Annotated in this window: 7 protein-coding genes; 1 reads left to right on the top strand and 6 read right to left on the bottom strand. The window is 47.8% G+C overall.

Annotated features, from left to right (window positions below):
• The 3 genes from V7D75_RS10520 to V7D75_RS10510 form a co-directional block, all read right to left on the bottom strand.
• Positions 1-7165: LPD5 domain-containing protein (locus V7D75_RS10520; protein ID WP_333614523.1), on the bottom strand; the 7165-nt coding region annotated here is incomplete at its 3' end.
• Positions 7056-7784, bottom strand: a complete 729-nt coding sequence (locus tag V7D75_RS10515) for a hypothetical protein (protein WP_333614522.1) — start codon at positions 7782-7784, stop codon at positions 7056-7058. The genes V7D75_RS10520 and V7D75_RS10515, both read right to left, overlap by 110 nt.
• A gap of 11 nt (positions 7785-7795) precedes the next feature.
• The gene (locus V7D75_RS10510; protein WP_333614521.1) at positions 7796-8971 is read right to left on the bottom strand and encodes a hypothetical protein; all 1176 of its coding nucleotides are present in this window, start codon (positions 8969-8971) and stop codon (positions 7796-7798) included.
• A gap of 85 nt (positions 8972-9056) precedes the next feature.
• On the opposite strand from V7D75_RS10510, the gene V7D75_RS10505 reads away from it, so the two are divergent.
• On the top strand, positions 9057-9878 hold the full coding sequence (locus tag V7D75_RS10505) for a hypothetical protein (protein WP_333614520.1): 822 nt from the start codon (positions 9057-9059) through the stop codon (positions 9876-9878).
• 69 nt (positions 9879-9947) lie between these two features.
• Here the strand turns inward: V7D75_RS10505 and V7D75_RS10500 are convergent, their stop codons facing one another.
• The 3 genes from V7D75_RS10500 to V7D75_RS10490 all read right to left on the bottom strand — a co-directional run.
• Positions 9948-12635, bottom strand: a complete 2688-nt coding sequence (locus tag V7D75_RS10500) for a hypothetical protein (protein ID WP_333614519.1) — start codon at positions 12633-12635, stop codon at positions 9948-9950.
• Position 12636: 1 nt separating this feature from the next.
• Positions 12637-14022 carry a hypothetical protein gene (locus V7D75_RS10495; RefSeq protein ID WP_333614518.1) on the bottom strand — a complete coding sequence of 462 codons (1386 nt, stop codon included), beginning with the start codon at positions 14020-14022 and terminating at the stop codon, positions 12637-12639.
• Positions 14015-16407: hypothetical protein (locus tag V7D75_RS10490; RefSeq protein WP_333614517.1), on the bottom strand; the 2393-nt coding region annotated here is incomplete at its 5' end. The genes V7D75_RS10490 and V7D75_RS10495, both read right to left, overlap by 8 nt.

The following is a 16407-nucleotide window of genomic DNA, read 5'->3' as shown; positions in this document are numbered from 1 at the left end:
GCGGTAACAGTCTTGGCGCAAGCTCTGAGGCTTTGGCTGCATAGAATGATACGTCATTGATAAACTTCTCAGTGTTCTCGAAGACAGGTTTAAAGTACGGGTTACGCTGTGCCAAGTTATACATGGTGCCAATGGTTTTATGCCACCAAGACAGCTTGCCTGGAGGTGCTGAGCTTGCCCAGTCGTAAAGACGTGTCATAGACTCGCGAGCAATATTGCGTGGGTCGAGTTGATCACTCATGCCAGCGGCGCGGCTGTAACGGATATCAGGATTTGAGTTATCAAACGTGCCAGCGTTGTCGGTGGCGGATTTGATTTGATTTGGCTCGAATACCGCAATCTCAGCTCCGATATTGCCCGTTTGATTAGACAGTACACCATCGCTGCCATTTCTTTCAGCGTCCGATAGCACTTTGCCAGCACCTCTATGTCCTGTATTACCGTAGACTGGGTTTATGATTTTTAGAAAAACATGCTTGACACCTCTATCTTCACTCAGCGGCTTACCTTCATTCTCCATCATCCACTCTATATTCTCGTCACTATCTTCATAGAACTCAGAATAACCTATTGCGTACTCGATGTGAGGTGTGAAGAAAAAAGCATTGCTTTCGGAAAATCCTGTGTTTGTTGTCTGCTTTGACTTATCAAACGTGTTGAAATTATTATTAGGCGTACCATGATAAACCACCATCGGCTCGCCATTATCATCAACCACCTTGCTAGCATTAGCAGCATCACCTTCCCAATCCCCAAACCATTCTTTAAACGCTGGCGTGCGAACTTGCAACCATTGCTGCTCAGTCAAATTGGTATCGCTACCATTAGGCGCCTTCATCCACTCGTCTGTACCTTCGTACTTATCGCGCACGTCCTGCATCTGTTTATCAGGAATATTTGGGTCGCTAAACTGCGGCGCTGCATTGGCCACATTGTCTAGCGAGCCTTGCTTTTCAATCTCGTTTACCATGCGTTCAGCCAGTGACAAGATATCTTGTGAGTTAATGGCAATCGGTACGCCAAGTGTATTTTTCAGCCATGAGCGTATCGCCATCACCATACGATTAATCATGCCAGCAATTTTGCCTTGCTTGGCTTGCTGGCGTGAGGCGAGTGTGATTAGGTACGGCAGATACTCATCGAGTGCGTCTTGCTCATTACGTGCGACTTTATCCGCCATCGCTTTTGCTTGCATAGCTAATGGGTCGCCTGCTTTAACCAGGCTGTCAAAATCTCTCATCAGCGCGTCGTAGGCTTTCTTATCCATGAGCGTTTGCATACCGCCATGACCACCGAGCTCATGTAAGAAGGTCGGGATAATCATATCGTCAGATAGGTTGTCTGCAATCAAGGTGGCCTTGCCGTTGTGGTATAAGCCATCCACGTCACTAGGAATGGTTAGCTTTCCATCGACCACATAATCAGACAATACTTTGATATCAAGCTTGCCATCAGCCATGAGCTTACTAATAGTCTCTTTGCCAAACTTATCGCTCAATTTGCTAATGACTTGCTGGCGGGTGGTCTGCGTGCTGCCAATCGCGCCAGCTTTGACGTTATCCATCGTCTGCTTCATTTGACCGGCGCGACTGAATAGTGTCTTACCGTTACCATCTTCTGAGGCTTTACTGTCAAGGGTAGCAAATAAGTTATCAAACGCTTCAGCGACCGGTGCCATTTCGCTCTCAAGTAAGTATGGGTATCTGTCCATATTGCGGGGGAAGGCATTCTCTGGTGTGACGTTGGCTAAGAAGTCGCTGCGTGCGCCTTGCTTATCAAGCTTGTGGATAATGTAGCTTTCAAACGCACGTGCTGCACGCTCGATAATACGTGACCAATAACCGTCAGTTGCGCCTTTATCAATAGTAGTGGCGCGGTCTTTCATTGGTGAGTCGTTAAGCGCATTAACCAAATCAGCAAACGCTTCTTCAACTTTTGGTCTGACGCCTTCTGGATGAGCTGGGTCTGGTGCCCAATTTTCAGCGTCGTACATCGAGTCTTTACTGTTTGCCTGGCGTTTTTTAAGCGCAGGCTTGCTGATTAAATACCCTCTGCCTTTTTGAGGTGTGTACATCATAGACGGTTCGGGCTTATAGGTAATATAAGTACCTTCACGGGTCTTGTTTCTGTCCGAACTATCACGAAATGATGTGAAGTGATGGTCTAAAGCATGGAACCACTCGTGTGCGAGCGTCCCAGCACCTTTGGTTTTGGTTAGATTAATCACCACTTGTGACGGCTCATAGTGTGCCATCGCTGCACCTTTACCACGGGCACCAAACGACATGCCAAGCTTACCGCCCAGTCCGATTGCTTCTGGTGGAATATTGAGCACGCCTGCCAAGTCCATGAAGGCATCATAAGTTTCATTCAGCATGCCTTGACGGTCTTTAGTGTTAGCGCCTTGCTTAACCCAGTTGCCAAACTGACCACCACGCAAGCCAAACGCTTCCATGAATTGCTCAGTGGTTACATCCAAGCCGCCTCGATGGTCGGGACCAATACGCTCACGGTTTTGTCGTGAACGGGTATCGGTTTTTTTAACATTCACCTTCTCTTTATGCTGTGCCCAAAGTTCCGATAACTCATTGTTATTTTCTTTTAAGAACGCTCTAGCAGTATCTCTATCGTTAAAGGTAATCAGCGGCGTCTTATCTTTATCACTGGTTTGGGTGATAAACCACGATTTAGCATCGCCACGACCACGACTGTATAAATCAAATTTCAATGTTGGTGCTTTCACTTCACCTGATAAAATTTCATTTACCTTATCTACCACTTCTGATATCTGCTTGTTTTCAGTAAGGATAACGTGGCGGCGTTTATCAACAGTGATATCAAAACTCATATCAGGCGAAGTGCTGCCGTCATCATTTTTTACCGTATAGTAAGGGCGATGGTCTACTGCTGTCACTCGTGACCATTGCTCTCTATCGATATTAGTTAGTAGCTGTGCATGATAGCCGGTAGTCTGCAAGCTTTTAACCTTGGTTAGTGAGTCGATAAACCTCTCAACCATTTCGCCATCATTCATTATCTGCTGCATGATACCGCGTGCGTTCTTAACTTTTTCCACCCATCCTTTAAGATTGTAGCCTTGGCGTGGCTTGCTAGGTATCGTGCCACGTAAGACAGTAGCGAGCGCTGCTGTCTGCTTATCTTCAATTGCGTCAATATCTTTTTTAGGCCATGTCTTACTAAGCGGTTGGTTTGATATGTCGTCATCAGTGATTTCTTTTTGATAAAAGGAATCCATGTCTTTACGCGCCCCAGTTATTTTCTCACCAAAATCTTCAATCTCTGCGACTGTCTCGATAGGCGTGGCTGGGGTGTCTGCTTTTTTGGCTGTAGGTTTTTTGGTTTCGGCTTCAGCTTGCTTTAGGATTGGCAGTAAGGAGCCAGTAGGTTTCTTGGTTCCTTTTTTGCGTACCATATCTCCATTACCATCAAGCCAGATAGAACCCTCACTAAACGGGTCATTAGCATCTTCTTTTGCAGCGATATAATGAAGCTCTCGAATATCTTGGTTAGCAAGCTCTTTCGCTTTCTTGTTGGCTGTAATGGAATTTGCACCGCGAATATGAACAACTCGGTCATGCTTGCGTACAGTAATACCGTCTTCGTTAATACGGAACTCATTGCCATTCATTTGCGTTTGCCAATCACTAGTAGGTTTTTGTGTTTCTGGTGTTGTTTCCGTTTTTACTACAGAAGACTGAGGCGGTTTTGCTGGGCTTTCGGCCTTCGTTTCCGGTTTATCTACTGGCAATTGAGGATTGGTTTCTGCCTCACTTTCGCTGATTATCTGTTCAGCCATTTTTATAAAGTTTTCAGGGTTTGCTCTCGCCTCGTTCTTTAACCACTCGGCAGGCGTATTCCCTGTACCATAAATTTTATCCTTAACTCTGGCTCTCAATACCTTGCCATGCTGCTTATAAAGTTCGTCAGCACGCTCTCGCGCAGGCTTTCGGGCTGCCTCGCGCTCATTGGCTAAGAAGCGCTTGTCTTCGCGCTCGCGTTTGTCTTGCTTGGCCTTGTCCGCTTTATACCTATCAATCTCGTTATCGATATTCTTTGTGCGATTTGGGATAGATAGTTCGCCATGATCAAGTTTATTGCTATCGTTAAAGCCGTACTTCTCTGCAAGCTTAGATTCAGGGGTTGCTTCGCTTTCAGTAACGGCTGTTGCGACTTCTAGTGGAGCAAACTTTTCTCGTTTGCCTTCATCTTCCGCACGCTTAATAGCGTCTTCTAATGTAGAGTAATTCACACCATACATTAATCGCTTACTTCCAGTCGTGCCAGCTATCTTGACTGACTTACCATCCATGGATTCAATGGTGGCTCGACGCAATGTCTTGCCATTATCGATAACAATGGTGCCAATATTTCGACCTACAGAAAGGCGAGATTTTAAACGCTCTCTTGCTTTGTTGTTGCCGTTATCACGGTTGTTTGCCTCAACCTTTTTTCTAGCGTTGAATACGTCATAACCAAAGTCACCATTCTCTGTATTTCTGGTATTTACATCCAAAACAGATTGAGGAATGTTTAGTATTTCAGCAACTCGCTTGTTCAGGTCTTTGTTATAAATAATACCTTCATCAAGCGCTTGTGATACAGCATCTACCAGCACCGATTCTCTTTCGGTAGATGGGGCAGATAAGTTCCAGTAAGACTCTTCTTTGGTAGGTAGTCTATAGCTAGTCGGGCCTTTCTCGTTACTAACCTCTGGGGCAGTCGCTGTCTTGGGTGCATCCGCTGCACTATCAGTTTTTTGCTTAGCAAGATTTCTATCGATAGCGTTATTCATGCCATCTACCCACTCACCTATTGGCACATCACGTACTGGCGGCTCGGTAGACTCAACCTTCGGTCTAGTTTGCTTAGGCGATGGAATATTAACCGTAGGGTTTTCATCCGTAAGTTGCGTGGCTGGCTCATTATTAAGTACATTAGGCGCGTCAGTTTCAAACTCGTCATCAAACGATAGACCGCCCTGCTTTGGATTGCCGCGACCAGTGACAGCATTAATGCGCTCTTGAATATACTCGCCAATCGCTTTGGCTGATCGTCTGTTGTCTGATAGCACACTTAGTATTTCTTTGGCACCATCGGTCAGGCCATCACCAAGTAAACTATCTTGTGATAAATAGTCGTTGATATTCTTATCGGTATTTTTAAGGTCTATATAAGCTTGTGTGGCGTCTGCGATATCACGCGCCAGCGTATTGTCATAAACATCACCCGTCTTAATATCTGCATTAATCTGACTGATTTGCGGCGCTTTATCGGTCACTGCGCGAAGTACATTGGTGGTATCGTTATCAAGCTTCTCTGATATGGCAGACACCAGGCGCGGATTGTTATAGGCATCTTGCACGATGGCCGCCTCAATACGGCTCTTGCCTTCGCGTGACAATGCGCCTTTGTCATCCATCATGGCTGATTGCTCGGTGCTTGGCAGTCCTGCAATGAAGTTTTTAAGGTATGACTGGCTTTGATACAAGCTCATATTGCCGTCACCATTGAATGACAATAGGCTGGCATCAGGTAGATTTTTGGCATCGCTTGCTGCTTGCTCGGTACTACTCATACGTGCGGCAGTCGGCTTGTTGGCGGCGCGTGCAAACTCATCTCTATCCATGTCTGAAGTATTGCGGCGCACCAGTACCGGTGACTGCATCATATTAACGGCGTCAGTATCAAGGCCAAACTTAGCAGCCTGCTCGTTGACAAACTGACGGTACTCGCCAGCCTTCTCGCCACCTTCTTGATAGACACGGCGGATTGCCATACTACGGCCATTACCTGAGTCGACTACGTTGTCATTGGCACCAACAAACGGCGCGCCAGTTGATACGTCCGGGCTTTCGCCAAGTAAGTTTGGTTGCAGTTTACTGGCAATTTCATTAACTTGTTGCTGGGCGCTGGCTCGTGTGCGGTCACGCGGCTGGCGTGCCGCTGGGAAGTTTGGATTGATGGTAAAGTTATCAGTGTTACTGGTCACAAGGTCACTAGCATCAACCACATCCCACTGTGCTTGCACTTCTTTGCCTTCAGGTGTGTAGGCTCGCGTTTGGGCGCGGCTTTCATCAAGCACGCGAGTATTAGGCTTAATCTGCTTGGCGGCAACTTCAGCGCGTGGTAGTGCGTCAGCCTCGCGCATAAGGCGTGCTTTTTCTGACACTGAAGCGGGTTCGTTTTGCATCGCTTGTGCCAGTCGTGCATAGGTGCTGTTATTCTGATCAGCATTTGATAGCCTATCCATCATTCCTGACTGCCAAACGCTCATCTGTGGTTCTTGCGCTACTGCATCGCGAAGCTGATTACCAACGTCGCTGGCACCACTATCAACTGCCAATGCTGCTGCCGCTGATAGGCTGCCTTTGTTTGGATCAAGTCCCATTAGCTCAGACGGTTTTGGCGCTTCTGGTATCGGTGTTCTGTCTATGATTTCACCGCGAGCAATACGCGCTCGGCGCTCAGCTGCGGCATCACGTTCTTGGCTTAACCTGGTGTTAATATCATCACGGCCATAAACCTGACCGTCTTGACTAGCGGTAAAATCCGTACCGTCTGGCGCTGGCAAGCGTGGGTCATTACCTGCTTGGTCATAACCTTGTGGCGTAGGGGTTATGTCCCTGATATCTTGAAGACCTCCGCTATCACGCGCCTGCCTTGCACGCTCCTGCTGACCTGCTAGGTACTCATTGTACTGGTCGCCTGTGAATACTTCGCCGTCTGGTCCTGCATTAAACTGATTACTGGCTCTGCCTTGAAAGCCAAGTTGGGGCGCTGCTTGGTTTTCAAGTAATGGTGTAGGATTAGGAAGACCTCTGCCAGATAGCGGATTATTAGGATTGGTTGGACCGTAGTTTGCGTCCTCTTGCCCCATGTCTTCAGTGGGTGTAATTCTGTCTTCTGGTCTGCGATTACGGGCAAACATGCCAGCGCCAGCGCCCATAGCAGCACCGGATAATAAGCCAAGTGCGGCGGCATCAGTCACGCCTTCATCAAGTGGACGACCAAGCGCTTCGTTCTGTAGGATGGTTTCAGATACTACCAATAATTTCACTGCCAGGTGTGGCAGTACGACCACCACCAGCGACGATGGTATCAATATCACCGATACCAAGTTTGCGAGCAAGGCGACCACCAGCATAACCAAAGCCTGCGGTCGTGGCACCAGTAGCAGCGGCAAGTCCTGCTTGCTTGCCAGTCAATAATCCATCGTCAGTTTGCTGACGTATCTGTTCAGCGGCAAGGCCAGCACCGACTGCGCCTTCACCTAACGCGCCAGCGGCCACTGGCGATAAACCTTTAGCAGCTGCGCCAAGTCCGCGACCAATGACGCCGCCTGCAAACATGGACGGCAGGGATTCCACTACAGTATTGGTAATTAGTGAAGGGTTTTTTAGTGCGTAACCAACTTTACTACCAAGTCCTTCGGTATCGGTAAATTCTTGCAACTGTTCTTGCGAGCGTTTTGTTTTAGCGCCAGCGATTGCCGCCTTCGCCTCGCCCGGGCGAAAGCCAAACGCGCCGTCCTCGTTCTCTAAAAACTTACCAACTCGCCCGCCAGTTGGAATGTCAGCCAAACCTACTGCCAATTCAGGAACAGATACCGCACCAGATAATGCAGTTAATCCTAGGTCGCGTACATGCCCACCAATCCCTTTGTTTGGTGCGGCGCGATTCTCTTTAATGAATTGAGCTATCTGTTGGCTGCGCTGGCGAGCCGCTTCCAATGCTGGGTCTTCGTCTTTTCTGTAATCACTCATTGGTATTTACCTTAACTGTATAGGGCGGCAATCTGGGCTTGCATTTCTTCGTCACTCAAGTCTCTGTTGCCTACGATGGCAAGGACTTCGGGGTCAGAAAAGTTAATCTCTTTCTTTGGTAGGTTAATAAACTCATTACTATCAGGGTCGTAAATGATAGACGGGTTTTTCTTAACGCCGCCCAAGTCGCCTGGCAACGGCGATTCACCTGTTTGAGTAATAACAATCGGTTTGCTTTTCTTATCGGCCACGCCTTTGAGCGCCTGAATTTGCTTAGCGATTGCGCTTCTATCTTCGTCACTCTGCGCGGCATCGTATTTTTCATACAAGGCATTAAGCTGCTTCGGTGCAAAATTCGCCACGTCATTATTCGCCTGCTCCATATCTAAGCGGCGAGCATCAAGTCCAGATCTCTGCTGTTCTGCGGCGGCTGTCTGCTGAAACTTAGCTGCATCAAAACCAAGCTGAGAGTTTAAGCGAGCATTGGTGCCAGCTTCACCTAAGACGGCACGTTGATTGGCACCATCTTGCGACATTTGCGCTTGCGCCATCTGACTTGCTGCACCAAGCTGTGCGCCGTACTGATCGTTTTTATACTTATCGTCAGCGCCAATAATGCCAGCTCTTAGCTGCATCTGACTGGCGGTAAGCTGTCCATTCTGCGCGCCTTTATGTGCGGTACTGGCATCACGTAGCAAGGCTTGACGCTCTTGTTGTTCAGCCATGGTGCGGCGCGGCGCGTTTGGCATACGGAATCCTGAGCCATTATTTTTAATAGCTTGCGGATTATTTACGGGATTAAAGCCGATGCGTGGCGGTGTGGTCTGCTGCGGCTGCTCAACGTAGGTGCCAGATATTGCTTCCTCTGGTATTGATTGTTGCTTGCCAGCATAAACAGAAGGATAGTTATTAGCTGGTTCGGGTTTAGGCACGCCCTTCACGTATGGGTTGGTTGGATCGACCCCTATTTTATTTAGAAGCGCTGCATTGCTGGCACGAGATTCTGCCGTAGAGTTATAAGGCGTTCTAATTTCTTGTGAGGCCTTGTTGCGAGCCGCTGCTTCGTTAGCCATCTGACCAATGCCACTGATACCTAGAACGCTATTCGTGTTACGCAATCGCTCTCTTTTCTTTTTCTCTTCATCATCCCAAGAGCCACCTGCGCCACCCATTGCTCCAAATGCCATAACCATCACCTATAATTCAATTAGACTTTAGATAAGTATGGCGGATATACTAAGTTTCTTAAAACCTTATAGGGGTGGGTGGGCCATGGAAGACGTTGTTATTTATATGATTGGCTTGGCGAGTATCATCGTCACGATATCGGCACTTTGGTATTTATTTCAAACGGTTAGAATTATGTGGGGATACAGCTCCTTGTTGGCTATTGCGGCAGTGATTTTTAGCCCGTTTGTTCACATAGCTTTTTACTTCATGCCCAAAGATGAATTGAATGATCAAGAAAAGAGCGCTTTTAAAAGATACTTTATAGCCATTGGCGCTATGGTTTTTATAGGTATCATTGCCTCTGTTGTCATACCCTCCTTACTTGAAAAAACTAAAGTTGCTTATGTGCCACAACAAAATGATAAGCCTAGCCCCTATCTTGAAACTTATGGCGACGATGATATTGGGGTTGATGGATTTGCAGATACCTACGCACAAGAAAGCGATACTTGGCTGCAAGAGCAAATAGCAGAAGATGAAATACGTCGGCAAGAAATTGCAAGATTTGTGGCAGAAAATAGAGCGCCGCAGTCAGAGGCCGAGCAAAGTAGCTTGCTCGATGAGTATGACGTTCAAGACACCGATTATGGCAGTCGTTACGATTATCAAAACACCTTACTGGAAACATCACCCACCGAAAGCATGGTGCGCGCGCCGACTTATTACACACCAAGTAATGACCAGCCTTATCAGTACAGCGCTCCTATTGTCAACAACACCGCACCGAGCGCTATTGTGAATTGCGATGGCGCTGGTTGCTGGGGCACAGACGGCACAAGATACAATAAGGGCGCTGGCGAGACTTACTTTCCATCTACGGGCGGGGTTTGCCAAAACATCGGCGGTCAGATGCAGTGTAATTAAACGCGCTAAGTATTAATTTTTGACAATAAAAAGCCCCACAATCATGCGGGGCTTTTGTTTTTGCGCTGGCTAGTAACTATAGTTATGACTGGTAGATTCGCTTTCACTATCACTCGAACCCACACTCGCGCTACCTGAACCGCTGATACTCGCTGACACATGCGCCGCACTCATAGCGCCTGCTGCTAGTTGCGCGGTATATTGACCAGTTGCCTTAGCAGCCTCTAGTGCGATACGTGCCTGCTCCTGCGCTTGACTGACCTTGGCATTGTACTCGCTAATCTGCATCTCAGCATAAGCCAAGTTGGTACGAGTATTCATATCAGTGTACTTAGACTGCATCTCACTGTCGGCAGTATTGGCCGCCACTTGTGCGCGCCAGCCATCGACTTGCGCTTGGAACACTTGAGTATTGTATTGCACCTCACTAAGCCCTGCTTGCAGCTCTGCTTTAAACCCATCAACATCAGCAAGGTATGTGGTCACATAAGCGCGAGCGGCATCAATGTTAATCTGCGCCTGCTTAACCTTAACATCACTTTTTGAAGCATAGCTTTGAACACGACTAGCAAACGCTCTTACGGTGCTGTCATAGATTTCAGCCTTGGCCGTCTCCGCTTTCACCTGACTGTCAAAGGCGTCAAACTTCACTTTCTGCGCGTCGTTCTGGGCTTTATAGGCATCGATATCACTGGCGTATATTCTCGCCTGTGTCTCACCGATACCGAGCTCTGCTTGCTTGGCTTTAATCTGCGCCTCAAAGCTAGCAAGCATGAGCTTACCGGACTCTGATTGTGCCAATGCTGCCCGTACATCGGTTTCATAGATACCAGCCTCGGTCTGCATGATGCCAGCCTTGATAGCTTCGCCGCGTAGTGCTGCCTCGTGCATCTCAAGCTTGACTTTTTCGCCACCAAGTTTGGCGGTGTAAGCTTGAATGTCAGTGCCGTATATCTGTGCTTGCGTCTGCGCTACGCCAAGCTTGGCTTGCTCACCATCGATACTGGCTTTATACAGCTCAAGCTTTAATCGTTCGCCATCAAGCTTACCGCCATAGGCTTGTATGCGCTTAGCGTAGATATCTGCTTGTGTCTGGGCGATACCGACCTTGGTTTGAGCGCCGCGCATTTCAATATCGTATTTTTCAAGCTTCAGGCGTTCAGCGCCTAGTTGCTCAGCATAAGCCTGCATGTCCGTTTTATAGACATCAAACTGCGCCTTGATGATATCGACACGCATCTGAACAGCAAGCATCTTGGTTTTAAATAATTCACCATCAGCGGTCGCGCCAGCCAATTTTGCCTTATAGACTTCTAACTCTTGCGCGTTCAGCTGACCTTGGGCGACCTTACTCTCAATCTCCAGCCTGATTTTACTGACGAACATATCAAGCTTGGTCTTATAAGTATCGACCAGTATCTTAAAGCCTTCGTTTTGCGCATTAAAGATAGTGAATTGATATTCATACAAGCGAAAGTTTGCCTCGACATTGTACTTGGCTACTTCAAATAATCGATTGGTCGTATCAAGCCAGCGGTTATAAGTCGCTTGCTCAAGTGCCATACCTTTCTCGACCGCAAATTTTAGCGCATCGATTTGCATCTTACTGGCTTCCATGAATACATCACGGTTTAAATCAGCGACACGTAGCTGGCCCTCTTGTCTTGCGACGTTCACTTGCCTGGCAAGCATACCAGGCGGCATACTAAAGCCACGACTTGCCCAAGTGTTTGTCGCCTCTTGTACGCTGCGCTCAACCTCGGCGCTGATACGCTCGCGTGGCTTGTCAAACAAAGCACGTACCACTGCTTCAGGCAAGCCAAAGTTTTCAGGCTTATTGAGCATGTCACTTGCAACCGTTATGAGGTCGTCATACAGCGGATGATCGTAAGCGGTCGGCTCTTGCCACCAGTCCTCGTTAAAATCCATCTCATCAAATTGATGGTCAGTGTTTGGCATGTCCGGCAGATTCAGCTCGGGCATCACAAAGTCATCAATCTTTAATGCTTCGAGCTGTGCAAGCTCTGGCAGTACCAGGTCAAAGTCTGCTGGCATGTCCACATTGACATCGACGTCAGGCCTTTGCGGTGCGTTCAGCTTATCGATAGCGTCAAGTGTTGGTAGTGTGACACTGGTATCAAAGTCCGGCTCGTTGGGTGCGGCGTGCTCGCTCAGTGTTGGCGCGACTGGCATGTTGACCGTTAAATCAACGTCCGGTCTATCGGGCGCTGCGACCGCATCAATCGTTGGCAAGTCAGGGATATCGATGCTGATTGTCGTTTGATGGCGCTCAGGCATGACAATGGGGTCAATGGTCGGCGCATCAGGGAGGGCAACCGTGGTTATAATATCTGGACGTGCTGGCAGGTCTACCCGTTCAAGCTCGGGTGCTTGCGGCGGTGTGATAGATATCTCAGCTGGTGCTTCGGGTTCGGGGCCTAAGTCTGAGACATCAAGATTACTTAAAAACCTATCAATATCCGTCATGTTGGGCATGGCAGGAATGGTTAGGCTAGCAGGATCAAAGGTTGGGAATGCGCCGATATCATAGGTTGGCACTACTGCTTCGGGCGTTGGTGGTCTTGTGGGTGCTACCACATCGCCAATGGTGATATCGCCAATATCTCGCAATGCCATTGACAACTCATTGTTGTAGCGTCTTGATAAGCTATCCAAATCTTTTATCTTTGCAACCACGGTGTCCGTGGCTCGGTGTAGCATGTTGTCTGCTATCGCACCTCTAATGGTTAAGGCCATCTTATACTCTCCGACTGGTTGGTAAGTGCTCGATAGTCAGGTCATTGATATGCCCATGCGTACCGATCATGATTAATTCAAAAGCAAAGTGACGACCACGCAGGCCGCGACCAAAGATAAAGCGGCCATTGGTCAATTCATTAGCAACCTCGTTTGGTAGCAGGTAGGTATATTGCTGCTCGATACCCTTTTGGGTGCTGTGTACCGTCATGCTGGCACCGCCATCTAGCTCATATTCAAGGTAGGCACTGGCTGGGTGTGTGAGTTGGCCGCCACTTAAATCCATCTTGCCAGTCTTAACGATGGCGGTTACCGCATCTACCTCTTGGTCAAGGCGATAAATACCATCATCCGCTTCACCGTACAGCACACCATTGATAACGACTAGGCGATTGTAGTTGTAAGGATTGTAGCGACTCATCGCCCAGCTATCGACGCTTGCTGTCCACGCCTGACCTTGAGCGCCGCCACTACTGAGCACGTTATCCTCAATCACTGCGCCATCGATAATGACTACCGTGGCATCGAGCTTATCTATCACCTCGTCAGTGATAGCGATGCTGTCCATGATGACAGCGTTTTGAATAATACTATCAAGGACAGTATCGCTTATGACTGCCGTATCAATCAGCGTGCCAGCCGCGCCAAACTTGCCTGTAGTCGTGTCGCTGATAGCTATGTCATCGATGATAATATCGGCACGATTGAATAGCAGGCTGTCACCGATAGGCGTACTGTCTGCCACAAAACTTACGACATTGCGCTGAGTGAATGGCTGCCCATAAGCAAAGGCGCTGTCTGTAACAAGGGTGGCGATACTGCCAGTAGCACTATCAGTCACGCCAGCGCTGTCATTGATTAACTGTACCGCTTGCAGCTTATCGGTGGTGCTATCAGCAACAACCAGGCTATCAATAATCAAGTCACGTTCAATCGCTGTGATACTATCTTTGGCACGCGCGCTGTCAGTAATTAACTGTGTGACAATACGCTGGCTGGTCGTGCTGTCAGATACTTGGGCGCTGTCATTGGTGATTGATTGCGTGCTACCACTTAGCGGCGCATCATTAGCAATAGCGCTATCGGATAGCACCGCCAATAAACCATGCTGATATTGCTCATCTGCTTTGGCGCTATCTGTGTGTAGCTCACTTGCTGACTTGGTGTCTGTTACTTGCTCAGATATGAAAGCGCTGTCGTGTAAGACTTGAATACTGCTATCTATCACCTCGTCGCTGGCAAGTGCGCTGCTTGATACTGTGATTGCGATACCAAATAATAAGGCGTCCGATACGCGCAGCAATTCCTCAACGATTGCACGTAAGCCGCCAAAGGTTCTATCAGAAGCTATCGCCGTGTCTTGATTGTCATCTCTATAATTACTCATTGATCACTCCAATAAAATGATGTGCTGACTGGTTATCAACAAGGCGCGTGTAACCCCATTTGGCGCGTGGTGAGGATGCGCTGGGTTCTGATACGTTTCGATACGTCGTTTCACCAAACACAACTTGGCAAGCATCACGGTAAAAATAATTACCAAAATCAGTGGGCGAGCCTAAAAAATACATACTGTCGGGCATCTTGTTATTCACCACGTCAGGATTGCCAGCCATACTGAGTTTTACCATACCGCTACTTTCGCTGGTTGCTGGCTCTGATCTCGAGTAACTATCAACCGTTGGCGCGCCGCCGCCGCCTTGTGCTTGCCATACATTGCTATCAGGGTGAATAAGCCATGTATAATCTGCTGGCAAGCCGCCTACCCAGTCGCCGTTATCTGCAAAACTATTGGCCTCACTTGGACCATAGCTCATAGTTTCTACCCACACCGGATTGCCGTTAGATGGATAAGGGTTTCCTTTAGGGTTTTTAATATCCATGCCTTGCCATGCGTAAACAAAGTGGTATGTCCAGTAGCGATAAGAGGTAGGGTCGCGTACTGATAGCAGTTGGTATGACTCTGATTTTCTGACTTCGGGTATTGACTCGCGTTTGGCTTGCAAGATTGCATTGCGGCATAAATAAGGTATGCAAACAGCCACATCAATCGTTCTATCTCTCTTACTGACCACATTGGTCTTATGCGTGTAGTATCGATTGCGAAATAATGTGCCAACCATAGAAAACACATAATCAAATGAGAACGCTGGCTTGGTGTCAAATCCCTTATCCTCACCAACAATCGTGGTGTAGGTTGTGTTTGGCGATACGATTTCTCTATCGTCAATATCTGAACTGTAGAAATACCCTTGCACGCCTGAGCGACCGCTGGTTTCTTCTTGCCACCAACTACCAGCTCGCATGTATTGCTCAAAATTCCCCTGCGTTTCTTGCTGGTAATCATCCCAATTCACAAAATACTTAACCGTCTTTAAGCTGTCGCCCACGTAGTAAGCGAACATAATGGTATCGCTGTTCGGGTACTTATCCGCATAGCGACCACTAAGCAGTGGTAAAAAGTCATGTGAGATACAAGCGCCAACCAATGGCTCAGGGAATTTAATTTGAGGCTGAAACTGGAACTTAGCACCATGATACAAATAACCGCGATACACCTCAGATACACTACCACTATGATTAGCGATAGGTTTCATTTCTAAGTTGTGCCAATAGTCACGCTCTTGCTTATCATCACCCATACGCCCTAATGCGCGCTGATAGATATCAACCGATGTCGCACGTCGCAGCTTATAAAGTATCGCCCTATCGTCGCTGGTACTACCAAGTGTCGGAATGAATTGATTGAGATACAAACGCACCTTATTTGCAATAGGGCCTTCATCAGCAAGTGCCACTTGCTTTGCGCCGTAATACTCGTCTGTTGATACTAGGTTTAGTTTTAACTTATAAGTTAAGCCATACCCTAGTCCTTCATCATCGTAATAGTCATAGCAAGTGTTATAGCCTTCGGTGCCTTTGCTGTTTAGTGACCAGCCGCACGCACTGCTATAGGCAATATGCGAGTAAAAATCTGATACCTCACACACCTTTATGATCGCACCAGCACGACGCCATGCTTCAAAATGTCGATACTCAGGAAACGCCTCACCACTTGGCATACCACCAAAACGATCAAGTATAGCTAGTATCTCGTCGTCACCCATCAGATACATATAACGCCTAAAAGCATCCGTCCTTGTGGCTGGCACGATGGGTAATGGCATGGCGTAAATGCCACTAGGGCTTATGCGTAGAAGCCATGGCTTATCTCTATCATCAAAACCAATAGCATTGGTGTTGTTAAATTTATAGTCAAACTGGAAGCTACCGTCAGCATTTGGTATGCCGGTATAAGCTGGCAAGCGTAAAGATTGCAACTCTTTATTGATGTTGACCATCACATCGGATGGCAGCTTAACGCGAGCACGCTCAAGCGGCTCTATTTTTTCATCAGGTAGATTGGCAAAATCCTGCCTGCCATAACCGCCGACTATCTGCATAACCTCGCTCATAGCGCCTGAGTACCATAAGGGGCTTTGCTGCACGTACTGCGTTCTTAATATCGCACTTGGAAAGCGTGGCTTGAACTCGCTAAACTTATCGTCGTAGTCGATACGAAAACGCTGTAGCTCAATGTCTTTATCAGGCTTAGAGGCTAGGTAGCTGTAATTAACCAAGCGAAAGCGGGCTGCTTCGGTTAAGCGTAAGCCTACCGGCTCGTTCTCATGGACCACTGCTTTTGTGATCGTGCCTGAGAACAGCATAGGAATGTAGGCGGTTTCAACCCCATCAAAGATAGGGTCTTTACCGTGAATGGGTTTATGGCTGA

Origin of the sequence: Psychrobacter sp. (genome assembly GCF_036731945.1) — a bacterium.
Taxonomy (GTDB): domain Bacteria; phylum Pseudomonadota; class Gammaproteobacteria; order Pseudomonadales; family Moraxellaceae; genus Psychrobacter.
This window is presented reverse-complemented; position numbering and strand designations above follow the sequence as displayed.